The 26,482-nt window shown below is 67.2% G+C and carries 22 protein-coding genes and 2 riboswitches; of the genes, 4 read left to right on the plus strand and 18 right to left on the minus strand.

Annotation, left to right across the window (positions count from 1 at the left end):
* Positions 1-4 precede the first annotated feature (4 nt).
* From EU513_RS01575 to EU513_RS01595, 5 genes are all read right to left on the minus strand, one after another.
* Entirely contained in the window at positions 5-1,696 is a 1,692-nt protein-coding gene (locus EU513_RS01575; protein WP_240795872.1) for an RNA polymerase sigma factor, read from the minus strand.
* Positions 1,697-1,910: 214 nt separating this feature from the next.
* Positions 1,911-2,276: a universal stress protein gene (locus tag EU513_RS01580; RefSeq protein ID WP_129624082.1), complete on the minus strand. Its 366-nt coding sequence runs from the start codon at positions 2,274-2,276 to the stop codon at positions 1,911-1,913.
* A gap of 33 nt (positions 2,277-2,309) precedes the next feature.
* Positions 2,310-3,554, minus strand: a complete 1,245-nt coding sequence (locus EU513_RS01585) for a homoserine O-acetyltransferase (protein WP_168990093.1) — start codon at positions 3,552-3,554, stop codon at positions 2,310-2,312.
* A gap of 32 nt (positions 3,555-3,586) precedes the next feature.
* Positions 3,587-3,699, minus strand: a riboswitch (SAM riboswitch).
* Between the two features lie 67 nt (positions 3,700-3,766).
* On the minus strand, positions 3,767-4,795 hold the full coding sequence (locus EU513_RS01590; protein ID WP_129624083.1) for a DUF4192 domain-containing protein: 1,029 nt from the start codon (positions 4,793-4,795) through the stop codon (positions 3,767-3,769).
* 116 nt (positions 4,796-4,911) lie between these two features.
* Positions 4,912-5,592 (minus strand): EcsC family protein, encoded by a 681-nt coding sequence (locus EU513_RS01595; protein WP_129624084.1) that lies wholly within the window; start codon positions 5,590-5,592, stop codon positions 4,912-4,914.
* Positions 5,593-5,666: 74 nt separating this feature from the next.
* On the opposite strand from EU513_RS01595, the gene EU513_RS01600 reads away from it, so the two are divergent.
* From EU513_RS01600 to EU513_RS01610, 3 genes are all read left to right on the plus strand, one after another.
* The gene (locus EU513_RS01600) at positions 5,667-6,089 is read left to right on the plus strand and encodes a SufE family protein (RefSeq protein WP_129624085.1); all 423 of its coding nucleotides are present in this window, start codon (positions 5,667-5,669) and stop codon (positions 6,087-6,089) included.
* A gap of 95 nt (positions 6,090-6,184) precedes the next feature.
* On the plus strand, positions 6,185-7,219 hold the full coding sequence (locus EU513_RS16060; protein ID WP_205744623.1) for a hypothetical protein: 1,035 nt from the start codon (positions 6,185-6,187) through the stop codon (positions 7,217-7,219).
* The gene (locus EU513_RS01610; protein ID WP_129624086.1) at positions 7,189-8,919 is read left to right on the plus strand and encodes a DNA polymerase; all 1,731 of its coding nucleotides are present in this window, start codon (positions 7,189-7,191) and stop codon (positions 8,917-8,919) included. The genes EU513_RS16060 and EU513_RS01610 overlap by 31 nt, the downstream gene beginning before the upstream one ends.
* Positions 8,920-8,979: 60 nt before the next feature.
* On the opposite strand, the gene EU513_RS01615 is transcribed toward EU513_RS01610, so the two are convergent.
* From EU513_RS01615 to EU513_RS01635, 5 genes are all read right to left on the minus strand, one after another.
* Positions 8,980-9,900: a PAC2 family protein gene (locus EU513_RS01615; protein WP_129624087.1), complete on the minus strand. Its 921-nt coding sequence runs from the start codon at positions 9,898-9,900 to the stop codon at positions 8,980-8,982.
* Positions 9,901-9,981: 81 nt separating this feature from the next.
* On the minus strand, positions 9,982-10,407 hold the full coding sequence (locus EU513_RS01620; protein WP_129624088.1) for an HIT family protein: 426 nt from the start codon (positions 10,405-10,407) through the stop codon (positions 9,982-9,984).
* 27 nt (positions 10,408-10,434) lie between these two features.
* Complete coding sequence (gene hrpA, locus EU513_RS01625; protein WP_129624089.1) at positions 10,435-14,427, minus strand: ATP-dependent RNA helicase HrpA; 3,993 nt, start codon at positions 14,425-14,427, stop codon at positions 10,435-10,437.
* Between the two features lie 28 nt (positions 14,428-14,455).
* Positions 14,456-15,625 (minus strand): DUF4185 domain-containing protein, encoded by a 1,170-nt coding sequence (locus EU513_RS01630; RefSeq protein ID WP_129624090.1) that lies wholly within the window; start codon positions 15,623-15,625, stop codon positions 14,456-14,458.
* A gap of 34 nt (positions 15,626-15,659) precedes the next feature.
* Positions 15,660-16,517 carry a serine protein kinase RIO gene (locus EU513_RS01635; RefSeq protein WP_205744624.1) on the minus strand — a complete coding sequence of 286 codons (858 nt, stop codon included), beginning with the start codon at positions 16,515-16,517 and terminating at the stop codon, positions 15,660-15,662.
* A gap of 239 nt (positions 16,518-16,756) precedes the next feature.
* Positions 16,757-16,874: riboswitch (SAM riboswitch) on the plus strand.
* Positions 16,875-16,932: 58 nt separating this feature from the next.
* On the opposite strand from EU513_RS01635, the gene EU513_RS01640 reads away from it, so the two are divergent.
* On the plus strand, positions 16,933-18,273 hold the full coding sequence (locus tag EU513_RS01640) for a bifunctional o-acetylhomoserine/o-acetylserine sulfhydrylase (RefSeq protein WP_129624091.1): 1,341 nt from the start codon (positions 16,933-16,935) through the stop codon (positions 18,271-18,273).
* Here EU513_RS01640 and EU513_RS01645 read toward each other — a convergent pair.
* The 8 genes from EU513_RS01645 to EU513_RS01680 form a co-directional block, all read right to left on the minus strand.
* On the minus strand, positions 18,257-19,537 hold the full coding sequence (locus EU513_RS01645) for a DUF445 domain-containing protein (RefSeq protein ID WP_370447329.1): 1,281 nt from the start codon (positions 19,535-19,537) through the stop codon (positions 18,257-18,259). The genes EU513_RS01640 and EU513_RS01645 overlap by 17 nt on opposite strands.
* 146 nt (positions 19,538-19,683) lie before the next feature.
* On the minus strand, positions 19,684-20,430 hold the full coding sequence (locus tag EU513_RS01650; protein ID WP_129624092.1) for a DUF4352 domain-containing protein: 747 nt from the start codon (positions 20,428-20,430) through the stop codon (positions 19,684-19,686).
* 186 nt (positions 20,431-20,616) lie between these two features.
* Complete coding sequence (serA, locus tag EU513_RS01655; RefSeq protein ID WP_129624093.1) at positions 20,617-21,816, minus strand: phosphoglycerate dehydrogenase; 1,200 nt, start codon at positions 21,814-21,816, stop codon at positions 20,617-20,619.
* Between the two features lie 28 nt (positions 21,817-21,844).
* Positions 21,845-23,107, minus strand: a complete 1,263-nt coding sequence (locus EU513_RS01660; RefSeq protein ID WP_129624094.1) for a cytochrome P450 — start codon at positions 23,105-23,107, stop codon at positions 21,845-21,847.
* Positions 23,100-23,441, minus strand: coding sequence for a DUF3349 domain-containing protein (locus tag EU513_RS01665; RefSeq protein ID WP_129624095.1), 342 nt, complete (start codon positions 23,439-23,441; stop codon positions 23,100-23,102). The genes EU513_RS01660 and EU513_RS01665 overlap by 8 nt, the downstream gene beginning before the upstream one ends.
* A gap of 1 nt (position 23,442) precedes the next feature.
* Positions 23,443-23,694 (minus strand): hypothetical protein, encoded by a 252-nt coding sequence (locus EU513_RS01670; protein ID WP_129624096.1) that lies wholly within the window; start codon positions 23,692-23,694, stop codon positions 23,443-23,445.
* On the minus strand, positions 23,694-24,905 hold the full coding sequence (locus tag EU513_RS01675; protein WP_129624097.1) for an inorganic phosphate transporter: 1,212 nt from the start codon (positions 24,903-24,905) through the stop codon (positions 23,694-23,696). Before EU513_RS01675 ends, EU513_RS01670 begins: the two co-directional genes overlap by 1 nt.
* Before the next feature lie 99 nt (positions 24,906-25,004).
* Positions 25,005-26,477 carry an HAD-IB family hydrolase gene (locus tag EU513_RS01680; RefSeq protein WP_129624098.1) on the minus strand — a complete coding sequence of 491 codons (1,473 nt, stop codon included), beginning with the start codon at positions 26,475-26,477 and terminating at the stop codon, positions 25,005-25,007.
* Positions 26,478-26,482 lie beyond the last annotated feature (5 nt).

Here is a 26,482-nt window from a genome sequence, read left to right on the forward strand (position 1 = left end):
CGGATCAGTCCAGGTAGTCGCGCAGCACCTGGGAACGCGAGGGGTGACGCAGCTTGCTCATCGTCTTGGACTCGATCTGGCGGATCCGCTCACGCGTCACGCCGTAGACCTTGCCGATCTCGTCCAGGGTTTTCGGCTGACCGTCGGTCAGACCGAAGCGCATCGCCACCACGCCGGCCTCACGCTCGGACAAGGTGTCCAGCACCGAGTGCAGTTGTTCCTGCAGCAGCGTGAAGCTCACTGCATCAGCCGGGACGACCGCCTCGGAGTCCTCGATGAGGTCACCGAACTCGCTGTCGCCGTCCTCGCCGAGCGGAGTGTGCAGCGAAATCGGCTCGCGACCGTACTTCTGCACCTCCACGACCTTCTCCGGAGTCATGTCGAGCTCCTTGGCAAGCTCCTCCGGAGTGGGTTCGCGTCCGAGGTCCTGCAGCATCTGACGCTGCACGCGAGCCAGCTTGTTGATGACCTCGACCATGTGCACGGGGATACGGATGGTGCGCGCCTGGTCGGCCATCGCTCGGGTGATCGCCTGACGGATCCACCATGTGGCGTAGGTCGAGAACTTGTAACCCTTGGTGTAGTCGAACTTCTCGACCGCACGGATCAGACCGAGGTTGCCCTCCTGGATCAGGTCGAGGAAGAGCATGCCGCGGCCGGTGTACCTCTTGGCGAGCGAGACGACCAGTCGCAGGTTGGCCTCGAGCAGGTGGTTCTTGGCCTTCTTACCGTCCTGGGCGATCCACCACAGCTCACGCTTGATGGTCATGTCCATCTTCTCGCCGGAGTTGAGCTTCTCCTCCGCGAACAGACCGGCCTCGATGCGCTTGGCGAGCTCGACCTCCTGCTCGGCGTTGAGCAGGGCGACCTTTCCGATCTGCTTCAGGTAGTCCTTCACCGGGTCGGCGGTGGCACCGGCGGTGACGACCTGCTGCGCGGGGGCGTCGTCCTCGTCGTCCTGACGGATGACGAATCCGCCGGTCTCTGTCTCCTCGGCCTTCGTCTCCTCGGTGGACTCCGCGGTGGACTCCTCGGCGTCGTCGTCCTTGGCCTCGTCCTTTTCGGAGTTGACGACGGTCTTCGGGTCGACCTTCGCTTCGTCGCCGAGCTCCAGGTCGACATCCTCGATCTCGACCTCTTCGAGCTCGACCTCGTCGCCCTTCTTCACCGCGGTCTTCTTGGCCGTGGACTTCTTCGCAGCGCTCTTGGCGACAGCCTTCTTCGCCGGGACAGCCTCTGCGACCTCGTCCGCCACCGCGCTCTTGGCGGCGGTCTTCTTGGCCGGCGCCTTCGCGGTGGTCTTCTTCGCCGCGCTCTTGGCAGCGGTCTTCTTCGCCGGAGCCTTCGCAACCGCTGTGTCGTCGGCCGAATCGTCCTGCGCCGCAGCGGTCTTGGCGGTGGTGGTCTTGGCCGCGGTCTTCTTCGCCGGAGCTTTCTTCGCAGCAGTCTTGCGCGCGGCAGTCTTCTTGACGGGGACGATCTCGGGGACCTCGACGGCGATGCCCTGCCGGTCGAGCTCCTTCAGCACCGCCTTCATCCGCTTCGGCTCCAGCGACGCTTCTTCCAGCGCCGCCTTCACGTCGTCGCCGTCGACCGATCCGGTCGCGGCACCCTTCTCGAGCAGTTGCTGCAGGGCCGGGTGGGAGAATTCAGCCGGAAGCTGTTTGGTCTCAGCGGTTTTCGACGCGGAAGTCACTGACTACCTTCCATTCCGTTGCGGGGCTGTGCCGATGGCACGAGGGCATAACGACACACCGCCGAGTGGCGGTTCACCGATGGGGATTTCAAGCATTCGCGGTTCACTCTTCGGGTCGGGCCCGAAGCGGGGCGCGTACTTGTAGACATTATAAAACGACGCGCTGCCCGCGGCCCAATCCCGGGGCGTTCCCGAACGCAGTAGGACCGAGTCTTCAGGCGGTGTCGGGCTTGACCGTGAGCACCGGAACCGGTGCGTCCAGCATGATGCGTTGCGCGTTCGTGCCGAGGATCAGCTTGCCGACGGTCGTGCGGCGCCGCAGCCCGATCACGATCAGACTCGCGTCCAGATCGCGTGCAGTCGCCAGGAAGGACTCGACGAGGTCTTGGCCCCCGAGCGCGGGCGTGACGGTGACCGACGCCGCGCCGGACGCGTCCGCGAGCGCCTGCGCCCGCGGCTCGGCGGTTCGGTCGAGCGGCACGACGCTCACCTCGAGCCCTTGGGCTCGCCCCTGAGCGGCGGCTGCGGCGAACGCCGCCTCTCCCTCGGGCGTGGCCAGGAATGCCACCACGATCCTCATCAACTCTCCCCTTCTCCTTCGTCGTCGGCGACGCTACCCCACCCGGGGGGTGGAGCCGGCCGACCCCGCAGGCAGAGCGTCGGTGACGATCGCTTCGATCTGGTCGGTCTCGACCAGGAAGCCGTCATGACCGCACACGGACCGGATCAGCGAGGTGCGTACGCCGGCGGCCGCTGCCAATTCGTGCGACAGATGTGGAGGGAAGAGACGGTCGGAGTCGACGGCGGCCACGTGAAGGCGTCCGGGGTAGGCCGCGACGACGGCTGCGACACCCCCACGACCGCGTCCGATGTCGTGAGTCGCCATCGCACGGGTCAGATGTAGGTAGCTTCCGGCGTCGAACCGACGGACGAGTTTGCCGGCCTGGTGGTCCAGGTAGCTCTCGACGGCGAAGCGTCCGCCACCGAGCGGGTCCTCAGTGCTCTGCGGCTTTACACCGAACCGCTGCTCGAGTTCGTCGGCGCTGCGATAGGTCGTGTGCGCGATGCGACGAGCCAGACCGAGGCCCGCACGTGGCCCGGGGCCGGGGTAGTAGTCACCGGCGCAGTAGTCGGGGTCGGAGCTGATCGCGAGTTCCTGTGCTTGTCCCCAGGCGATCTGGTCGGCCGTCGCACAACCGGTCGTCGCGATCGCGAGCACGCTGTCGCAACGCTGCGGGAAGCTGCCCAGCCATTCCAGCGCACGCATGCCGCCCATTGAGCCGCCGAGCACCAGTTGCCAGCGTTCGATGCCGAGGTGATCGGCGAGGGCGGCCTCGACCAGCACTTGGTCGCGGATGGTGATCTGCGGGAAGCGTGATCCCCATGGGCGCCCGTCCGGGGCCGGGCTGCTCGGGCCGGTGGTGCCACGGCATCCCCCGAGCACGTTCGAGGCCACGATGAAGAAGCGGTCGGTGTCCAGCGGAGCACCCGGCCCGATGAGGCCGGGCCACCATCCGCCGCTGGGTTGACCCGGACCCGTCGCACCGACGACGTGCGCGTCACCGGTGAGGGCATGCTCGACCAGGATCGCGTTGTCGGCCATCTCCGAGAGGGTGCCCCAGGTCTGGTAGCCGACCAAGACATCGTCGATCGTGCGTCCGGATTCGAGCGTGAAGGCCCCGGCATCGAAGCGACGCAGCGCAGGATTGTCGTACGGGTCGTTCTCGATCGCTGCACTCTGCGCAGGAGTCTTCGGTCGCAACCCTGGGGCAGCCGGGGTCATGAGCGTCGAACGGGCGTGGTTGTGCCGGGCCGAAACCGACGTCGACGGCGTGCCCGTGTGGTGACTGCTGCTCATCGCCTCTCCCAGCGGAACCGGGGGCTCATGCAGCCCCGCGCTTGTCGCCGACCGAACGGTCGGGACCTTGTCCTCACCCGGGGCACCCCACGCGGTGGAGGGTTGCCGCCCAGCAAGCCGGGGCTTGACGCTGGGACTCTTGACGGGAGCGACGATACCTCAGAGCGCGCGTTCGGACAGCCCCCTGTTCTTGCACCGGACACGCTGCAGGGTCAGGCTGCCGGGTCGATGCGTCCGCCGGGCAGCGTGCCTGTCAGGAGGCAGTTGCGGACGAGACTCGCGAGCCGACATCCGGGATCGGCCTCGAAGGCACGGTCCAGCGCGATGGTGGCCACCGCGCTTCCGCCGTCGGCCCACTCGGACGCCGCGACGCAGGCCCAGAGCGGAGCCGACAGCTGTGCCGGGACGCGGCATGCCCAGCGAATGAGGATGTGCACCGTCCCGGCGCGCTCGGCGCGATTCGGCGACGGGAGCTCGCCGGACTGCCGCCACCGGTCCCGGTCACTTCTGCTCAGCCGGGTCGGTGGGAACACATCCGGACGCAGCCAGCACAGCAGTCCGTCGCGCACGCCGACAACCTGGACGGCCGCGAGGGCCCGACTCACCGTCACCGGGTCGTCGAGCGCAGCAGGGTCGCCGCGAAGGATCCGATGGACGGCAACCAGTTCGAGGTCGCGGCCGGTTTCGAGGTCCGCCTCCATGACGCTCCACAATTCCTCGACCTCGGCAGCGATCTGCGCTTCGTCCTGAGTCGGGGTGCACCGGTTCTCCAGGTCGTCACGACTGGGTGCGGGACTGCAGCCGCGGTAGACGGCTTCGACGGCCGCCGGGATCAGGTGTGCCTCGGTCAGCGGGGTCCGCTGCTCCGGGCACTGTCCACAGCAGCACCACAGAGCCGCCCAGGTGGACGTGCCGTTATCGACCTCCCAAACGTGAACCAGCTCGATTCCGTTGCAGCGCAGGGCGGTTCGTAGTACCGACGAGGTGAGGAGGACAGCTTCGCCGTCGCCGTAGTTCACCAGTGCGGCGCTTGCCAAGGTGCGCAGACGTCCCTGGCCGATCAGATGGGCGATGTCGTTCACCGCCTCCGGCACCACCGGATCGAAGCGGGCGGTGACGACCAGATGGTCGTCCTCGTCGAAGCCGACGAGGACGACGCTGTCGGACGGGTTGAACCCGAGTTGGTAGGGCACGTAGGCCAGCAGTTCGCCGGCTCCGGTCAGGGCAGGGATCGGTTCCATCCGCTGACTTCAGCGCCGGCGGGAGACTCCTGTCGTGCTCCCTTGCACCGGTTGTGGAGGACACGCCGAGCGGGATCGGGCTGTGCACAACCGGTCCCGCTCCGTCGGTCATGCGATCAGCGTCGAGGGAACTGCTCCGCGGCGTTCTTGGCGACCTTGTGCAGCATCCAGGAGTCCATGCCGGCGCCGATGAAACCGCCGGCGAAGGGGATGGCCTTACCCAGACGGGTGGCGACCTTCTCCCCCACCTGGCCGATCAGCCGGAACCCGACGGCCTTGTTGACGACCATCAGCACCGGGGGCGGCAACTGCTGGGCGGCCATGCCGGCCAGGCGACCGGTGGCGACGACGCCGGCCTTGTTGATGATGTCGTTGGCGTCGGCGCCGACCAGGGTCAGCAGGATTGCCGACCGCAGGCTGGGGTCACGCAGGTCGTAGCCACGAATGTGGGCCACAGCCGCCACCATGCGGGTGGACAGCAGGTAGAAGCCCGCGACGTTCGCCGGCAGCGCGACGGCCATCGTGACGAAGCCACCCAGGCCGGTGACGAACCCGTTGGCGGCAGCAAGGCGACGAGTGTCGGAGACGATCTCCTTGATCGCCTTCTCCTGGTCGCCACCGCTGTCCTGCAGTGCCTTCGCAGCAATCTTCTGGGCGGAGTCGAAACTGCCCTTGCCGTCGATACCGACCTGAAGAAGCTTCTCGGCGAACCCGAGGGCGGAACTACCCATCGGTCCACTGTCGAGCTTCACCGGGACGTTCTTCTGGTCGTCCTTCTTGTCTCCGAATCCGAACATGTGGCTCATCATGGCAGCCGGACGCGGCCGACAGCGGCTGCCGCGAGGCTGAATCCGTCGGCGATGATGGCGTGATGGAAACGCTGTCGGAGCTTCTGGACGAAGCGGCCATGGTGCCGTTGGCCGAACGACTGGAGTGGCTGGTCGAACTGGGTGAGGACCTGCCCGCGCCGTCGGCTGCCGCAGGTGAGTTGCGCCGGCTGCCCGAGTGCCAGTCGCCGGTGAGTTGGGCGGCCCGACTGGACGCGTCCGATGTCTTCCATCTGGCCATCACGGTGCCGTCGAGCGCGGTCGTCGTACGCGGATTCGCCGGACTGATCGTGCCGACGCTGGACGGGCGAGCGGCGCAGCAGGTGCGTACCGCTCCGGCGGATCTGGTCGGGCAACTCGGTCTCGGCGATGCGGTCTCGCCGTTGCGCCTGCGCGGGTTGCACGCACTGTGGAATCACGTCCGGGCTGCTGCCGAACCGGTCGAGGACCCTGCCGGGCTCGCCTGATCGTCCTGAATCGAGCGCCACCGGCGCGGGATTCCCCGCAGACAGCAGCGAGGCGGTAGCCGATCGCTGGGCCACGATGGGCTACTTTTGTCGGCATGTCCAATTCTTCCGGCAACAAGAACGCGATGTTGGCGATTCCGGCCGCGGCTGCCCTCCTCGGTCTGATCCTCGTGCTGGTCAGCGCGCTGGCCAGCCCGAAGGTGAGCCTGAACGGGTTCTCCAACGGTCAGAGCGTGGAATCGTCCGCCTTCTCCGTCTACAGCACCGAGCAGAGCGACCGTGGCAACGCACAGTGCAGCGTGGTCGCGAACGGCAACACCACCTCGTTCGGTCAGCCGTCCGAGGACTTCTCGGTGGAGGCCGACGGAAAGAAGTACTGGGAGATCGGTCGCAGCCCCGACGGCATGGCCAAGGCCTCCTACGAGACCAAGTGCGAGAACGCCAAAGGTCAGTTGTTTGCCGGTAACCGCGCCGACAACATCGGCGGCGGGTGGCGCACTCCGGTGCTGATCCTTGGTCTGCTGTTGCTGCTCGGCGGCATCCTGGGCACCGTCCTGATGATGATGCGTCGCAAGAAGTCGCGGTCGACCGGCTCGGGTTACGACAACACCTACAACCAGGGTGGCTACCAGTACGGCCAGGGCTACAGCGACGGTTACGGCACGCCGGGCTCCTACGGTGTCTCCGCGGGCTCCCAGACCCCGGCTCAGGGCACCCAGGGCTACGGCCAGCAGCACAACCAGCAGGGTGGTTACGGACAGCAGGCGTATGGCCAGCAGCCCCAGCAGGGTGGCTACGGCCAGCAGCCCGGTCAGCAGGGCTACGGCCAGCAGCCCCAGCAGGGTGGCTACGGCCAGCAGCCCGGTCAGCAGGGATACGGACAGCAGGCGTATGGCCAGCAGCCGCAACAGGGCGGCTACGGCCAGCAGCACGGCCAGCAGGGTGGTTACGGACAGCAGCAGGGTGGCGATGTCTCGGACGCCGCGACCCAGGCGGTGAACCGTGACGACGTGCGCGCGGCCGGTGGCGCAGACGCCCCGACCCAGGCGCAGCCGGGCCAGCAGGGCTACGGCCAGCAGGGCCAGCACGGTCAGTCCGGGTGGGAGCCCCCGCAGGACGGTCAGCGCTGAGCGCACCAGAACACACGGCAACCCCGCAGCGATCGCTGCGGGGTTCGCTGTCTGTTGCGGCCGCGGTCGTGGTCTCTCCCGGCGGGCAGGTGTGCGTTGTCGACGAGCAGGTGAGTCACCACCGTGATGCACGCGCGGTACACGAAGCCGGCGTCCTCGAGGGACGGCGCGTGGTCTGGTGGAGCGCTTCCTCGGCCCGCGCCCTCATCGGCGACGGCCGGTTGTCACGCGTCTGGGACGTCGCCGCCGTTCACCGTTTGATCGCGGGGGGCCACCGGGACGACCCTGTCGCGGTCTGGTCGACGCGGTTCGGGCTGCCGATCCCCGCCCCCATCGAGGAACGTCAGGCACGGCCGGGTGGGCCCGACCTGTTCGCAGGTCTCGCCGACGAGGACACCACGTTGAGTCCGGGGCAGCCGTTGCCGGCACGGACAGGATCGCCGGAGTGGTTGCGTGACGGCGGAAACCGCGAACTGTGGGGTCGTGCCGCTCTCGACACAGCGTTGTGGCAGGCCGATGTGCTCGATGATCGATGTGGCGGTTTGTCCTGTGCAACAAGCGAATCCGGGGCCGCGATGCTCTGCGTCGAGTTGGAGGAGCACGGACTGCCGATCGACCGGCCCACGCTCGAAGGGTTGATCGCCCAGGCGGCGGGACCGCGTCCGACCGACGACCGGCATGCTGCGGAGATTCGCCGCGGCCGAGATGCCGTCGTGTGGCAGCACCTTCCCGGTGGTGGGAGCATCGACCTTCGCAACCCGCTGGCCGTGCGGGACATGTTGCGGCGCAGCGGAATCAATGTCGAGGACACTCGCGCCTGGCATCTGGAGCCGTATCGGGCCGGGTCGCCCCTGGTCGACGCCTTGCTGGACTGGCGCAAGGCCGAACGGATCGCGACGACGTACGGGTGGCATTGGCTCGATCGTTTCGTGGGTCCCGACGATCGGCTACGCGGAGAGTGGGACGCCTCCGACGGAGGGGCCGGTCGGATGACCGCCGGGTCCGGGCTGCACAGCCTGCCCGCTCCTCTGCGTCCCGGTGTGGCAGCCGCAGCCGGTCACGTCCTGGTGCGCGCCGATCTCGGTCAGATCGAGCCGCGCGTCCTTGCGGTCGTGTCGCGCGACCCGGCCCTGGCCGAGGCCACCCGCGCCGATGATCTGTACGCGGAGATCGCGACGGATCTGAGTGTCGACCGCCCGACGGCGAAGATCGCGATGCTGGCCGCGATGTACGGCCAGACGAGCGGCACCGCCGGTCAGGTGCTGGGCCGGCTGGAGCACACCTACCCGGTGGCGATGGCGTACCTGCGGGATGCAGCCCTACAAGGTGAACGCGGTGAGTCGGTGATGACGTACGGCGGACGCCTGGTCCCTGTCTCCGTGGGCCCGGACGACACCTCTGCTCGCGCACGTGGCCGCGGACGGTTCACCCGCAATGCCGTCGTCCAGGGTGCGGCGGCGGAGTTCTTCAAGGCGTGGGCGCTCACCGTCCGGGCTGCGATTGCACCGCTCGGCGGCGAGATCGTCCTCTGCCTGCACGACGAACTGCTGGTGCATACCCCTGCCGCACAGGCGGATTCGACGATGCAGGCGGTTGAGACCGCGCTGCAGGACGCGGCCAGACGCTGGTCGGAGGGCGCGCCGGTGCGGTTCGTGGCCGACACCGGGATCTTCCAGCGCTGGAGCGAGGCCAAAGAATGAAAGTCCGCAGAACGCGCGGGTGACCTGCGCAGTTCTGCGGACTTTCAGTGTCCGGGCGGCTCAGTCCTCGTCGTCGTCGCCGACCTCGGTGCGCAGGAACTCCTCGAACTCGGCACCGATCTCCTCGGCGCTCGGAAGTTCGGCCAGTTCGGTGGCCAGCAGGTTCTGCCGCTGACGCCCCTGCGCGAACGCGTCGTACTGCTGCTCAATGCCCTGCACCACGTCGCGGATCTCGGGGTTGGCCTCGATCTGCCGGCTGATCTCGGCGCGGTGCAGTTCGGCCTGCATCGCCAGGTCGGTCACCGGCAGCGACAACCCGGTGAACCCCACGATCGTGTCGATCGCGGCCACCGTGGCGTCGCCGAAGTCCATCGCTGCGAGGTAGTGGGGCACGTGCAGCGCCAGGCCGATCGCGTCAACGCCCGACTCACCGAGGCGAAGGTGGACCAGCTGCTCCAGGTTGCCGGGCACCTGCACCTCGCCGAAGACGGCGTCGTTGTCGGGGATGAGACGCCGGTCGGTCGCGTACTTGGTCATACCCACCGGGCGGGTGTGCGGCACCGCCATCGGGATGCCGTGCGCACTGATGACGAGCTGGACGCCGAGGCGTCGGGTCAACACGCGAACGGCTTCACTGACACGCTCCCACTGGTAGTCCGGCTCCGGGCCCGCGAGCAACAGGTAGGGCGTGCCCTCGTCGTCGGTCAGGCGGTAGAGGTTGAGGGAAGGGTCCTCATACGAGGTGAATCGGTCGCGCTCGAAGGTCATCAGCGGACGCCGTCCGCGGTAGTCGAGCAGTTGATCGATGTCGAAGGACGCGACGACGACCGGGTCACCGTTGGCCAGCAAGTGCTGGACGAGTAGCCGTTGGGTGTTGCCGGCGTCGATCAACCCGCCGAGCGCGACGATCAGCGTCCGCGCGCCGAGTTCACTGGCGTGGGCGTCCTGCTCGAAACGGACGAGCTCCATCGGGTCCCGCATGGGAAGTCTCCTGGTCGAAGGAAAGAAGGTCTCTGCCGCGGTTCAACGTGCTGCACAGCGCGGTCATTCCCCCGGGTGGGATCAGTCCGGCACGTGCTCGCTGTTCCCTTGCTCACGCAGCGCGTCGCGCAGCCGCTGCGCATTCGCGGCGAGCACCTTCTGGTCCTGGCCCTTGGTCACGTTGTGGACATCGAAGTCCTCGACACCGTTGGCCGGCCAGACATGCACGTGCAGGTGCGGCACCTCGAAACCCTCGACGAGGACCCCCACCCGGGCGCTGTCCCAGGCAGCATGCTGGGCCCTGCCGATGGTCTGCGCGACCTGCGTGAGGTGGCTCAGCAGCTGCGGTGAGGCATCGAGCCAGTGGTCGATCTCCTCGCGCGGCACCACGACGGTGTGGCCGTCGGTCAGCGGGTCGATCACCAGGAAGGCGACGCAGGAGTCGTCCTTCCAGACGAAGTGACCGGGGATCTCGCCGTCGATGATCTTCGTGAACAAAGTCGCCATGGGTCGAGCCTAACGACGCACCAGCGATCAGGTGGCGTCCTCGACCTCGTCCATCGCCTTGAAGATGCGCTTGATCGAGATGGGCCCGGCCGTGCCGAGTTTCTGGGCGAACAGGCTGACCCGCAGCTCTTCGATCATCCAACGCAGCGCGACGACGTCCGGGTCGGTGTGGCGGGCAGCCGGCAGCTTGGCGAGCAGCTTGTCGAGTTCTGCGCGGACGTGGTCGACATCGCCCTGACGTTCGGCGTCCCGGGCAATGTCGGTGGGCGCCTTCTCGATGCGTTCGAGCATCGCACGCAGGTGGACGCGCAGCCGCGGAAGCCGGGCGGCGCCGGTCTCGGCCACGAAACCCGGGTGGATCAGCGACGCGTATTGCCGCTCCAACTGTTTCCTCAGATCGGCGGTGGACGGCGCGGTCATCCGGTCGAGTGCCAGACGCACCTGGCGAGCCACGTCGAGACACGGACCGACCCGATCGACGATTTCGATCACCTCCGGGACGATCTGCTGCCGAACGACGAGCAGCGCCGTCTCGTACTGCTGCGGGTCACGGACGCGTCCGCCGGGCAGTTCGCGAGCGATGATCGCGTCGACCGCACACGCGAGGATGTCGTCGTACAACGCGTCCCGGGTGGGGTGCGGGTGGTTGCCGAGGGCGAGCTTCTGGGTGTTGCTCAGCAGCCCGAGAATCCGGTTCCACGGCACATCGGTGTTGAGCAGCACCAGGCGACGGACGCCGAAGTGGGTCGCGTACTCGCGCTCGGACGGGCTCGGGAGCACCTGCAGCGCAACGGAATCGCCTTGATCGACGAGCGCCGGGTAGCCGACGACGGTGCGTCCGCCGCTCCTGCTCTCGACCTTGTCCTGCAGCGTCAGGTCGTCCCAGGAGCGAATTCCCTTGCGCTCCAGTGCTTCTCCAACACTGGACATTGCTTGCCGAACCGAACCCTGAAGCTGTTGCTGCAGGAGCGGAAGGTCCTTGCCCTCCGCGAGCTTCTTGCCGCCCTTGCCCTCGATCCGGAAGGTCATCCGCAGGTGGTCCGGCACGCGCGACCAGTCCCATTCCCCGCGCGGGATCCGAACGCGGCTGCGGTCGAACAGGACATCGGCAAGTGCATCCACCAGATCCTGGCCGGAAGCCGAATCCAGCTGTGCGACGGCGGCTCTGGCGTGGTCGGGAGTCGGCACGAAGTGCTTGCGGGTGTTCTTGGGCAACGACTTCAACAGGGCGGTCACCAATTCCTCGCGCACCCCGGGCACCGACCAGTCGAAGCCAACGTCCTGCACCTGGTTCAACTGTTCCACGGGGATGTGCGCCGTGACTCCATCGGCATCGGAACCCGGGTCGAACTGGTAACTCAGCCGCAGGTTCAGCTCGCCCTGGTGCCAGGCCTTGGGGAAGTCCGTCGTGTCGAGGTCGGCTGCTTCGTCGGTGAGCAGCAGGTCGCGGGTGAACGTCAGCAGCTTGCCTTGCTTCTTGCTCTGCCCCTTCCACCACCGGTCGAAGTGCGCCCCGGAGACGATGTCGTCCGGCAGCCGTTCGTCGTAGAACTCGAACAGCACGTCGTCGTCGACCACCAGATCGCGCCGGCGGGTGCGCTCCTCCAGTTCACCGACCTCGCGCAGCAGGGCACGGTTGTCGTGGAAGAAGCGGTGATGGGTCTGCCACTCCCCCTCGACCAGTGCGTGCCGGATGAACAACTCCCGCGCGTACGCCTGATCGATCCGCCCGAACGACACCGGCCTCCCGGCGGCCAGCGGGACGCCGTACAGGGTCACCCGTTCGCTGCAGATCGCCTGCGCCTGCTTCTTCTCCCATCGCGGGTCGGAGTAACTGCGTCTGAGCAGATGCTGTCCGGCCGCCTCGACCCACGCCGGATCGACGCGGGCATTGGTACGTGCCCACAGGCGCGTGGTCTCGACCAGTTCACCGGCCATCAACCAGTCGGGTTGAGCGCGGAACAGCACCGAGCCGGGCTGGATGGCGAAGCGGGCCTGCCGGGCGCCGAGGTAGTCACGAGCGTCCCGGTCGCGCAGGCCGACGTGCGAGAGCAACCCGGTGAGCAACGCCTGGTGCACGGTGTCGTCCGCGGCCTTGTTGTCACTGGGCTGCAGCTTGAGCTGTTTGCAGATATCGCGCAGTTGAGCGTGCAGGTCCTGCCACTCGCGCACGCGCAGGTAATGCAGGTACTCCTGCTTGCACATGCGACGGAAAGCACTGCCGGACAACGCTTTCTGCTGTTCGCGCAGGTAGTTCCACAGGTTCAGGACGGTGAGGAAATCGCTCGACTCGTGCTTGAACCGGGCATGGCTCTGGTCGGCCTGGGTCTGCTGATCGGCGGGTCGTTCACGCGGGTCCTGGATCGACATCAGGGCGACGATCGGCAACACCTCACGCAACGATCCGTTGCGGGAGGCCTCGACGATCATTCGAGCCAGCCGCGGGTCGACCGGCAGCGTCGCGATCGCGCGACCGTCGGCGGTGAGCCGCCGCCGGCCCCGGCGTCCGTCGCCGCTCTCACGTCCGGTCTCGTCGTCGATCGCGTTCAGCTCGTGCAACAGACGCAGTCCGTCGGTAATCTGCCGGCTGTCGGGCGGCTGCACGAACGGGAAACGCGCGACATCGCCCAGGCCCAGCGAGATCATCTGCAGGATGACGGACGCGAGGTTCGTGCGCAGGATCTCCGGGTCGGTGAACTCGGGGCGCGCCTCGAAATCCTCCTGCGAGTACAACCGGATCGCGATGCCGTCGGCCAGGCGGCCGCAGCGTCCGGACCGCTGGTTGGCGCTGGCCTGGGAGATGGGCTCGATCGGCAACCGCTGCACCTTGGTGCGCTGGCTGTACCGGGAGATGCGCGCGGTGCCTGTGTCGATCACGTACCGGATGCCCGGCACGGTCAACGAGGTCTCGGCCACGTTGGTGGACACCACGATCCGGCGTCCGTCGTGCTTGGCGAACACCCGGTGCTGTTCGGCTGCCGACAACCGACCGTACAGCGGGACGATCTCGGTGTTCGGCAGGCCGAGACCCTTGAGCGCGTCGGTGGCGTCGCGAATCTCGCGTTCGCCGGAGCAGAACACCAGCACGTCCTGCGGGCCACCATCGTCGACGCGACTGCTGTTGCCGGGTCGAGGTCCCCGCGAAGTATCGACCGACGCAGGAGAGAGAACCTCGTCGGGTGACCACAATTCCTCGATGGCGTCGATGATGCCGGTGACCTGGTCAATGTCGACGAGGTTCGGGGCGGCGTCCGCGCCCTTGCCGGGCACCTCACGCACGAGCGGTCGGTAGCGCACCTCCACCGGGTAGGTCCGTCCGGACACCTCGATGATCGGCACCGGGTTACCTTGTGTCGCAAAGTGATCGGCGAAACGCTGTGGGTCGATGGTCGCCGAGGTGATGATCACCTTGAGGTCGGGACGTTTGGGCAACAGTTGCTTGAGATAGCCGAGGATGAAGTCGATGTTGAGCGAGCGCTCGTGTGCCTCGTCGATGATGATCGTGTCGTACTGACTGAGCATCCGGTCCCGCTGCAACTGCGACAACAGGATGCCGTCGGTCATCACCTTGACGAGGGTGTCGCGGCTCGAGGTGTCGGTGAATCGCACCTGGTAGCCGACGGTCTGCCCCAGCTCGGTGCCCAGTTCCTCGGCGATCCGCTCGGCGACCGAGCGGGCCGCGAGCCGGCGGGGTTGGGTGTGACCGATCGTGCCGCTGACCCCGCGGCCGAGTTCGAGGCAGATCTTCGGGATCTGGGTCGTCTTTCCCGAACCCGTCTCACCCGCGATGACCACGACCTGGTGGTCACGGATGGCCTCGGCGATCTCGTCCTTGGCGGCGACGACCGGCAGGTCCGGATACGTGATCTGCGGCACGGACGCGCGGCGGTGCTCGATCTGTTGGGGGGACAGACCCCGCGGACGACGGTCCGCGCCGGCCTTGCGCTGCGGACGACGACGGCCGGAGCGAGGGCGCTCAGGCGAACTGTTCGGCGCGCGGTTGGGTGTGGGTTCAGTCATGAGGGATCGGTCGATTGTCCCAGATCACTCACGGCATCGGCACCTCGATAAACACCGGACGCGAGGCCTTGGGTCGCTGCAGGAGGTCGACGACCGATTTTGCGACGCGCGAGACCGACACCAGCAGCTTGCCGCTCGCCAGGTCGAACTCCGGATGAGCGAGTGGTTGGTAACTGACGACCTGCCCACGCTCGTAGGGGAAGTGCGTCGTCGACCGGACCGTCCAGGGACCCTGCGGGCTGTTCGCAGTCCAGACCGCGACGGTGTCGGTCAGGTCCCCGCCGAGCTTGGAGACAGCCAGGTAATCGTTGCCCCGCTTGTGCACACTCAACGCCTGGGAGACACCGCTGCCCGAGTCGATGACCGGCCGGACGGCGGATTCCTGCGCGTCCCAGCCGGCACCGTCCCAGTACTGCCAGGTCGACCTGAGCGTGACGGTGTCCGCGGCGGCACGCGCCAGCACCAGTTCGCGCGGCCCGGGACCGCCGGAGCGTTGGCGGGAACCGTAGATGTAGATCCACTCGTCGTCCGCCAGCAGCGCACTCCCCCAGTTGATCTGGGTCGGGTCCACTCGATCCGGCGTCACCGGCGTGACGACCGGACGGGCCGCGACGCCGCTGTGCGGCACGCGCAGCGATGCGATCGACATGCCGAGGTAGTCGAACCCGAAGATGTCGGCCGAGGTGCGTCGCACCCGACTGCATGCGACGAGCACGTCGTCGTACGTGCTGCGAGAAACGGCCGTCATCGACGATGGCCAGCACACCGAGCCCGCACTGTTCGCAAGGAACGGACCCGCCGGGTCGACCCACTGGGAGGTGCACCGCCCCTTGGTCACCAACGCCGAGCTCGACACGAACCGTGGGCGGAACTCCCCCGCCCGCGCGGTGTCTCCGAAGACCCACAGCGTGCGTCCGTCACCGAGTCGGACGGTGACTCCGACGTCCGCCGCGCGCCACTGCGGCAGGTTGTCCAGCCCTTCCATCCAGGTGTTCGCGTGCTGCGCCCCCGTCCACGGACGCGGGTCGACGCACGCCTGCCCGCCGACCGGCTCCTGCACCTCCAGGGCGCTTCCCACGGTGGCGGGGCTGACCGACGACCAGGACTCCTGGGGATAGGTCGGCGGCTGCGGCGGACGACTGCACGCCGTGACCGTGAAAGTCACGGCCACGACCACGGCGCCGAGTCTGCGAAGCACGCGGCAAGCCTATGCAGCGCGCGCAGCGCAGGCCTCAGAATGCGTACCCGAGCAGTTCGGCGAAGAGTTCGTCGCCGTCGCACGCGTGGCCCTTCGAGGAGAACCAGGTGCAGACGTTCACGCAATCGCGGTGCAGGAACTCGACCCCGTTGGGGTTGGCGATCACGTCGACGATCTGGGGCAGATCGATCAGCACGAGGCCGGACTCGGCCACAAGGATGTTGTACGCCGACAGATCTCCGTGCACGATTCCCTTGCCGCACAACACGATCAGTGCAGCACGCAGTTGATCGAACCAGACCTCCAGTTGTTCTGCGGTCGGCCGCGTGGCAGCCAGGCGGGGTGCCGGGCGGCCGTCGGCGTCGACGACCAACTCCATCAGGATCTCTCGACCGTCGATCTGCACCGGGTACGGCACCGGCACGCCGCTGGTCCACAGGTCGACCAGCGCCGACCATTCGGCCTGCGCCCAGACACCGGCAGCGACCTGCTTGCCGAACGCGGTCCCGGTGGCGACGGCTCGAGCTTCTCGGGTGTCCTTGATCCGTCGACCTTCGGTATACCCGGCGTGCCGGCGGAAGGATCGATGCTCGGCGTCGCGATAGCGCTTGGCCGCCATCAGCGTGCTGCATTGGGGCGCGCAGACGGCGGTGCGCTCGATGACGAAGACGTCGGCTTCCTTGCCGGTCTTGAGCACACCGAGCTCGGTGTCGATGGACTCGTCATGGGTCACGACCCAGGACGGGCGGGGTTCGGGGCCGCGCTGCAGCCGTTCGATGCTGCTCCAGGTCGACCATCGCTGCCCGTCGGGCAGGTCGACCGGGACGAAGGGATCGATCAGTGGGGTGTCGGGAGCGAACGCGCCCTGCGGCGCGCGAGTTTCGTTCTGCACGAGTGGTATTCCGTTTCTCGGAAGGGTCTGCTCTGATGCTGGACGCGGCAGTCGTGCCGCTGCTGGTTCCTCATCGGCTCCTCCTTCGAACGGGCGCTCCCACGGACGGGGTACGCGACTGCTCCCAGGCTGTCGAACATCGGACGTCCGCGGCAACCGAATTTCCGGACCATCGGCGACCGTCCGGATACAGAGACCTGTCTTCAGCCGGCGGACGCCGCTCACGTAATCTGGCGTCAGGTCATGAGCGTCAGCGACAAGCCCCGGCTCGCTGGCCGGCAACCCTCCACCGCGGTGGGGTGCCCCGGGTGAAGACCTGGCCGGACGGTGCAGATCGCCGCCCGGCAAGCGCGGACGCGAACGTCGGTCCGCCGCAGGCGGATCGAGCGCCTGCACCGAGCAGGAGGAGACGCCGATGAACGACACCCAGAACCCCGGCCAGGACAGCGCTGCCGAGTGGTCCTTCGAGACCCGTCAGATCCACGCCGGACAGGTCGTCGACGAGACGACCGGCGCGCGGGCGTTGCCGATCTACCAGACCACGTCGTACGTGTTCAAGGACACCGAGCACGCGAAGAACCTGTTCGCGCTCAGCGAGTTCGGCAACATCTACACCCGTTTGATGAACCCGACGACGGACGCCGTCGAGCAGCGGATCGCCAGCCTGGAAGGCGGCGTCGGCGCTCTGCTCGTGGCCTCCGGACAGGCCGCCGAGACGCTGGCGATCCTCAACATCGCCGAGGCGGGTTCGCACATCGTCGCCAGCCCGGCGCTGTACGGCGGCACGGCGAACCTGTTGAAGTACACGCTGCCGAAGTTCGGGATCGAGGTCACGTTCGTCGAGGACTCCCGCGATCTCGACCAGTGGCGCACTGCGGTGCGTCCGAACACCAAGCTCTTCTTCGGAGAGTCCGTGTCGAACCCGAAGGCGGAGATCCTCGACATCGAGGGCGTTGCCGGCGTCGCGCACGAGGCCGGCGTGCCGTTGATCGTCGACAACACCGTCGCGATGCCCTACGTGCTGCGTCCCATCGAGTACGGCGCCGACATCGTCGTCCACTCCGCGACCAAGTACCTCGGCGGCCACGGCACCTCGATCGCGGGGGCGATCGTCGACTCGGGCAACTTCGACTTCGGTAAGGACCCGGAGAGGTTCCCGAACTACAACACGCCCGAGGAGAGCTACCACGGATTGGTCTACGCCCGTGATCTCGGCGTGGGGAGCCCGCTCGGGGCCAACCTCGCGTTCATCCTCAAGGCGCGCGTGCAGTTGCTGCGTGACCTCGGCGCGGCAGTCTCCCCGTTCAACGCCTTTCTCATCGCCCAGGGCATCGAGACCCTGAGCCTGCGCATCGAGCGCCACCTGGAGAATGCGCACAAGGTGGCACAGTTCCTGCAGGGTCACGACCAGGTGGAGAAGGTCGTCTGGGCCTCGTTGCCGGACAACGACTTCCACGACCTCGCGCAGAAGTACACGCCGCAGGGCTCGGGTGCAGTCATCTCCTTCGAGATCACCGGCGGCCTCGAAGCCGGCAAGAAGTTCGTCGAGGCACTGCAACTGCATTCGCACGTGGCCAATATCGGTGACGTGCGTTCGCTGGTGATCCACCCGGCATCGACGACGCACAGCCAGGGCTCGGACGAGGACCGCCTCGCCGCAGGCGTGACCCCGGGTCTCGTGCGCCTGGCCGTGGGCATCGAGCACATCGACGACATCCTTGCCGACCTGAAGACCGGCTTCAGAGCAGCTGGCTGAGGGTGTGGATCAGCAGACCCACGAGACCACCGACGATGGTGCCGTTGATCCGGATGAACTGCAGGTCTCGGCCGACGTGCAACTCGATGCGCTCGGCGGCCTCGTTTCCGTCCCACTTGTCGATGGTCTGGGAGATGACCGTCGACAGTTCACGCCCGTAGGTGCGCACGACGTACCCGACGGTCTCGGCGAGGCGACGATCGAGCGAAGCACGCAGTTCGTCGTCCCGGACGACTCGCGCGCCGAGGTCGTGCAACGCGACCGCGAGACGGGCGCGCAGTTCGCCGTCGGGGTCGCCCAGGGCTTCGACGACTGCTCGGCGTACCGAACCCCAGAGCGAGACAAGTGAATTGCCGACCGACGGGTGCTCGAGAAAGCGCTCCTTGATGGCCTCGGCCTTCGCGATCGTGTCTTCGTCGTTCTGCAGGTCATCAGCCAGGGTGGCGAGCAGGTTGTCCAGCGCCTGCCGCGCCGAGTGGTTCGGGTCGTCCCGGACGTCGGCGAGCCATTTGACGATCTCCAGGTGCACGCGCGCGGTGACGGTGTCGTCCAGCCACTTCGGCGACCACCACGGGGCGCGTTGGCCGAGGATCTCGGTGATCGTCGCCTCGTTGTGCTCGGCCCAGTTGTGCAGTTCACGAATGCCGATGTCGACGAGACCGTGGTGCGAACCGTCCTCGACCACACCCTGCAGCAGGTGTCCGGTGAGCGGGCCGACCGGCTCCCGACCCAGGCGGGGCAGGAGGATCCGGTCGAGCAGGTGACGCACCTCGTCGTCCTTGATCGACGTCACGGCCTTGCTGAGCGCGGGGGCCGCTTCGGTGACGACGCGCCCTGCGTTGCCCGGCTCCTGCAGCCAATGGCCCAGCCGCAGGGGAATCTGCGCACTGGCCAGTCGGGTGTTGACGTTGTCCTCGGTGAGGAAGTTGTCGGTGACGAAGTCCTCGAGGCTGTGCGCGATCTGGTCCTTGCGTTTGGGGATGATCGCGGTGTGCGGGATCGGCAGTCGCAGCGGATGCCGGAACAACGCCGTCACCGCGAACCAGTCGGCGACCGCGCCGACCATTGCTGCCTCGGACGCTGCATTCACATAACCCCACGCGCCGCCACGTCCATGGGTCAGCACGAAGACGATCGCGGCAAGGACGAGCAGGCCGAGGGCGACGGCTCGCATACGGCGCAGGCCGGCGCGGCGTTCCTCGTCGCCGGCCGACAGGATCGGGCCGCTGGACGCAGCGGTCGACCGATCGGGGGTGCTGTTCACGGTGTCAGTCAAGCTGGTCGCCGCCTCCTGTGCCACGGCGGCCGGTGGAACCGGTCACCTTCTCCGAGAGCCCATCGACAACGAAAGATCGGCCACACTCCCGAACGACGGGAGTGGGCCGATCATTCCGTGAATCGACGGCTTGGTCAGCCCTGCCAGCCGTAGCCGGCCTCGGTGCCACCCTTGTAGTCGCTGTTCCACAGCAGCGTGTACTTGCTGTAGTCCTTGTTCTTGGGCACGACGAAGACCATCTTGCCGCTGTACTCCGTCGTCTTGTCATTGATCGACTCGACGTCGAGCATGTCCTTGCCCAGCACGACGTTGTTCGACGAACTGGAAGCACGGGTGCAGTTGCGGCCGTTCTCGTCGATCAGGGAGAAGGCCAGCGGCGTTGCGACGTAGAAGCCGTCCGCGCTGGTCCGCTTGAACTTCACGTCGAAGATGAGCGCCTGGGTGTCGTCGTCGTACGGGTAGTCCGTGCCGCCGTCCTTCGCCTCGCCCTTGGAGATCGTCAGGTCGAGGGTCGCGTCACCCACGTCACCGGTCACCGACTGGGTCTCCCCGTACTTCTTCACCTTGGTGCCGGAGCCCTTGACGATGTAGTAGCTGCTGGTGTTGTTGCACTGCCCGGCGGCCGAGCTCTGGCTGACGCCGCCGCCGGCGCTGCTCGAGGAACTCGTGCTGCTCGACTCGGTCGAGGACGACGAGGAACTGCTCTCGGTCGACGACGGGCTCTGCGAGGACGAGCTGGAGCTCTCGGTGGACGACGGACTCTGGGTGGTGCTGCTCGTCGGCTGGGCCACCGGCGGTGCGCTGTCCTGGCACGCGGTGAGTCCGAGTGTGCACGCGGCCACGACCGCAACGGCGAGCGAACGCTGACGCTTGGTGTTCATGTGGTTCTCCTCCTGTGGTTCAGTTCCCCCCGTGGCGCGCCGCGCGACGGTCCTGAGTGCGAAGTTTAACGAGGTACGGCGCAGCGGGCTGCCAGCCGTCCCCTTGTTCGATGAGCAGAAGCCTTGCGGTTCCGGTGGTTCCGACTGCCCCGCGGCCCGGTCGGTTCCCCGTACGCCCGACTTTCTTCAGATCACCCGCAGGCGGATGGTCTCCGACAGCTCCTGCAGTTCGGTGATCGCGGCCTGCGGCAGGTCCCGGACGTCGGTGACCACGTAGCCGATGCTGCCCAGGGTGCCGAGCAACTGGCCTTCGATGTTCACGCCGTGATGGGCGAGCACGTTGTTGACCGTCGCGAGCACACCCGGGGTGTTGGAGTGGAAGTGCAGGATCCGGCGGTCGCCCGGGTGTCCTTCGAGGGTGAGGGCAGGCAGGTTGACGCTGAGCGTCGTCGTTCCCCGCTGCATGAAGTCGCGCAGCTTGCCGGCGACGAACCGGCCGATGTCCTCCTGCGCCTCCTCGGTCGATCCGCCGATGTGCGGCGTGAGCACGACATTCGGGATGCCCTGCAACGGCGACTCGAACCGGTCGCCGCGCGCCTTGGGTTCGACCGGGAACACATCGACCGAAGCACCGGCGATGTGGCCGGCGAGCAGTTGCTCACGCAGCGCGTCGTAGTCGACGACGAAACCGCGCGACAGGTTCAGGAACAGCGAACGCGGACGCATCTTGGCGAACTGCTCGGCCCCGAAGAACCCGGCGTTGCCCTCGCGTCCGTCGACGTGCAGCGTGACGACCTCGGCGATCTCCAGCAGTTCGTCCAGCGAGTCGCACCGGCGGGCGTTGCCGAGCGCGAGTTTGTCCTCGCTGTCGTAGAAGTACACCTGCAGGCCGAGCATCTCGGCGACGACCGACAATTGGCTGCCGATGTTGCCGTAGCCGACGATGCCGATCCGACGGCCACGGATCTCGTGGCTGCCCTTGGCGTTCTTGTCCCACACACCGCTGTGCAGCGCCGAGTCCTTCTCGGTGAGGCGGCGGGCCATCACGATGATCTCGGCGATCGCGAGTTCGACGACGCTTCGGGTGTTGCTGAACGGGGCGTTGAACACGACGATCCCGCGCTCGGCGGCACTCGCCTTGTCGATCTGGTTGGTGCCGATGCAGAAGGCGCCGATGGCCTGCAATTGATCGGCGGATTCGATCACCCGGGCGGTGACGTCGGTCTTGGACCGGAGGCCGAGCAGGTCGACCCCCACGAGTGCGGCGATCAGTTCGTCCTCGTCCATCGCTCCCGCGTGGCTGACGACCTCGATCCCGCTGTCGCGCAGCAACGCTTCGGCCAGGGGGTGGATGCTCTCCAACAACAGTGCCTTCACGCGGGCCATTCTGACAGCGCGGTCGCGCGCTGCCGGCTCAGGTCCGCGATACGGGCTGTGTGAGAAAGCGCACCTGCAACTCCTGCAATCCGCGGATCACGAACGTCGGATGGTACTCCGGCTCCCGCATGAGTTCGAGGTTCGGCGCAGCGGTCGCGATGCGGTGCAACATCGCGGTGAGTTCGGCGCGGGCCAGCGGGGCCCCGATGCAGAAGTGGACGCCGGCACCGAAGCCGATGTGGGTCGTCTCGCCGCGGGCCGCATCGAAGACGTCGGCGTCGGGAAAGCGCTGCGGGTCGCGGTTGGCCGAACCGAACAGCATCGCGATCCGCTCCCCCGTCTCGAACCTGCGGCCGGCCAGCTCGACGGGTTCGAGCACCCATCGTTCGAACATCTGCAGGGGCGGGTCGAAGCGCAGCATCTCCTCGACCGCCACGATCGGCTCGACCTCGCCGCCGGTGATTCTCGCCCATTGGTCGGGACGCTGCAGCAGCGCGTTGAGACCGTTGCCGAGGGTGTTCACCGTGGCTTCGTGCCCGGCGTTGAGCAGGACGATGACCGTGCAGACGATCTCGTCGACGGTCAGCCGGTCGCCCTCGTCGGCGACGAGGACGAGTTCGGAGACGAGGTCGGTACCCGGCGTCCGCCGTCGTTCCTCGATGAGTTCCTGGACGAAGTCGACGAACTGCCCCGCTGCCCGTTCGGCGTCCGTGCGCTGCTGTTCGGTCGTAGATATCTCGTACATCTTCACGATCGCGTGGGACCAGTCGAGCAAGTTCGGGCCGTGTTCCTGCGGCACCCCGAGCAATTCACAGATGACCGAGATGGAGAAGGGCTGCGCGAGCCGGGAGATGACGTCGACTCCGCCCTGCGCGTCGCCGGTGTCGCGTGCGCCGCGGAACGCCACATCCGCCAACTGCGCGATCTGCGGTTCGAACTCGCGGACCGCCTTGGCGGTGAACACCTTCGTCACCAGCCGGCGAATTCTGGTGTGGTCCGGGGGTTCGAGATTCAGCAGCGACCAGCGTTCGGATTCGACGAAACGCGGAAAGCTCGACTCCATGTCGCAAAGGCCCGGACGTCCGAATTCGGCCGGTGTGTGACGGTGCTCGAAACTGCGCCCGAGCGAGCGATTGCGCAGCGCGGCATGCACATCGGCGAAGTGCGGAATGAGCCAGACGTCGCGTTCGGCGTACCGGACAGTTCGACCGGCGGCACGCAGTCCGGTGAGCACCGGGTAAGGATCGGCGATGAACGACGGGTCCGACGGTGCGAACCCGAGTTCTGTCGCGTCAGACATCGCCGGCCTCTCGGTCGTCCGTCTCGGGCGAGATCACGCCGGCGCGGGCTACTCCCGGATCGCGCCAACCGGCGTTGTACAGGCGTTTGCTGACCCGGGCGATGTCGTCGTCGGTGGGCAGAGCGTGGGCGACATTCTTGACGGACTCACGGATCTCGTCCTCGTCGACCTCCCCGCCACGGCTGCGCCGCAACTCGGTGACGACCTGCTCGATCTCGTTGTCGGTCAGCGAACGCTGCAGCACCGACAGCAGTGGGCTGTAGTCCGACGGCAGGACACCCTCGGGGTAGCCCTCGCGCAACCAGTTGACGAATTGGGTGAGCGGGTTGTGCATGTCAGAAAACCGTGATCCCGAGGTAGTGCGACAAGGACTTACGCGTGATCCACAGGATCGCGACCAGCACCATGATGCCGACCAACGCGAACCCCGTCCACGCCATCGCGAGCGTACCGCGACGAGCGATCACACTGTCGACGTGGTCCGCGCGATCCCACATGCGCAGGGCGAGCACGTAGATGACCGGCAGGCCGACACCGAAGACGAGTCCGGCGAGCACGACGTTGAGCATCGAGTCGAGAATCTTCATCAGTGCGCCGCTCCCGCCGACGCCGGGACGGGCGGCTCGGCCTCGTTGTCGTCCCAGTCCCGGTTGACGTTGTGGGCGGTGACCGCCTGGCGGCGACTGCGCTGGTACATGTACACCGACAGCGCGACCAGGACACCGAAGATCACCAGGTCACCGGCCAGTCCCCCGATCAACCGGGAGACGAACAGGCAGAGTGCGCCGATCAAACCTGCACTGGGCAGGGTGATCAGCCACGCGGTGACCATCCGGGCCGCGACACCCCAGCGCACCTGCGCCTGCGGCTTGCCGACGCCGGAACCGATGATCGAACCGGTCGCGACGTGGGTGGTCGACAGCGCCATGCCGAAATGGCTGGAGGTCAGAATGATCGCCGCCGAGGACGCCTGCGCGGCCATTCCCTGCGCCGGTTCGATGTCGACCAGGCCCTTACCGAGCGTGCGGATGATGCGCCAGCCGCCGAGGTAGGTGCCGAGCGCGATGGCGATGGCACAACTGACGATGATCCAGACCGGCAGACCGTTCTGCTCGATGCCGTCGACCGTCAGGTCGCCCTGCACCATGAGTGCGAGCGCGATGACACCCATCGTCTTCTGCGCGTCACCGGTGCCGTGGGCGAGCGACACCAGGCTGGCCGTGCCGACCTGACCCCAGCGGAACGCACTGTTCTTCTTGCGCTCACTGCGCACCGATCGCGACAACAGGTAGATCAGTGCCGTGCCGAGGGCGGCGATACACCCGGCGATCAACGGCGACAACACCGCCGGCAGCAGGATCTTGGCCGTGACACCGTCCCACTTGACGCCCTCGAGTCCCATGCCCGCGATGCCCGCGCCCACGAGCCCGCCGAACAGGGCGTGGGAGGAACTGGACGGCAGCCCGAGCAACCAGGTGAACAGGTTCCACAGGATGCCACCGATCAACCCGGCGAACACGATCGTCATCGCCAATGACGGACTGATCCCGCTGAGCAATGAACCGTCCGAGGCCTGCAACCGCAGGATGTCCTTGGTGACGGTGACCGCGACCTCCACCGACAGGAAGCCACCCACGAGATTCAACAGCGCCGACAGCGTGACCGCCGTCTTCGGCTTCAGCGCACCGGTGGCGATGGATGTTGCCATGGCGTTTCCCGTGTCGTGGAAGCCGTTGGTGAAGTCGAACCCCAGCGCCGTGATGACGACCAGCGTCAACACGAGAATCTCGGTGGTCATGCCCGCAGTCTGACGACGTGCGGCCACCTGACGCAAACCCGCAGTTCACCGCGGCGAACAGGCGGGGCCAGCAGCGTTCAGAACGCGTTCAGTTCCTGTTCACCGCCGCTTCAGTGCTGCCTTGCGCCCCTTTGCGGTGTTGGCTGCGATGGTCCGCTCGATGTCGGGCAGATCGCTCTGCGGGATGCGACCACCGGGGTAGGTCGAGGCCACCTGCTCGATGCTGGTCGGCTTCAGGCCCTTCGCCGCATCGGGCAGGATCGCCGAGATCGCCGCCATGATGCGTTTTGTGTCGGCCTGCTCCGAGCGGTACTTCAACTCCACCGGTTCGCCGATGTTGACCACGATCTTCGGCGGGTTCAGAAAACTCAGCACATTGGGCGCAGCGGCAGCACGCGGCCAGACCAGTTCGGTCCCGCTGAGCGCAAACGGAATGACCGGCGCCTTCGTCATGGCCGCGAGGCGCGCCGTGCCGGGGTAGCCGCGCAACTCATCGCAGAAGAAGTCGAGTCCGCGCGGGATCGTCCCCTGCGGCATCACGCCGACCAGGTCACCGCCGGCGAGCGCGACCGCCGCCTCCTCCAGCGGGTCGGCCGCGTCCGGATCGCGATGGTCACGGTCGACGCTCAGGCCACCGAGCATCCGCAACACCGGTCCGAGCAGCGGCACGTCGAACATCTCGCGCTTGGCCAGAAAGCTCGCGCCGCGCCCCGTGCGTCCGACGACGACCGCCATGGTCGCCATGTCGAAGTAGCTGCGGTGGTTGCCGGCGAAGATCGCGGGACCGTCTGCGGGGATGTTCTCCAGCCCGTTGATCTCGAACCTCACGTACGGGAAGGTCTCCGGCCGGGCCAGCATCAGCGCGAGCCGGCGGGCTTCCAGGTCGACCACCGGCAAGGTGAGAGTGCCGGGCGGCGCATCGAAGGACAGGATCGGCCAGCGCTTGGCCATGGCGACCACCAGCAGTCGCGGGTCAGGGTTGACCGCACCGGGGTTGCCGACCGCGGTGAGCAGCGGAATGTCGAACACCGAGTCGGAATAGGCGAAGGATTCCTCGAGGTCGACGTCGTTGGCGGCCGCCCAGTCGCGGACGGCGGCCAACTTCCCCCAGGACCACACGAACCGGCCCTCGTGGCGCCCGTTGTACGTACCGTTCTCACCGACGGCGTACCGGGTGGCGATCACGTCGTCGAACCCGAGCGCATCGGCCAGCGGCTTGATGAGGTGGTACGGCGTGGTTGTCGCCATGACCACCTTTCGGCCTGCGTCGTGGTGCTGTTCGACCAGAATTCGGGCGAACGGGCCTACTTGGTCGACGAGCACCTCGGCGGCCTTGTGGGCCGCGTCGTCGAATGCGCCGTCGGGTTTGCCGGCCGCTATGAGCACGGCTTGTCGCGCGAGCGCGATGGAGCCGAGCGTCTCACCGAAGGCGTTCATCCACCAGAACAGCAATGACTCACCGGGCAGCTTCGACCCCACCACCCCGCTCTCGCGCATCGCGCGGGAAAGGGCCGGACCCGAGGCCTTGCGGACGAGGGTGCGATCGAGGTCGAAGAAGGCTGCGCCGGACATGCTGT

Origin of the sequence: Yimella sp. RIT 621 (genome assembly GCF_004146205.1) — a bacterium.
Lineage (GTDB): Bacteria > Actinomycetota > Actinomycetes > Actinomycetales > Dermatophilaceae > Yimella > Yimella lutea.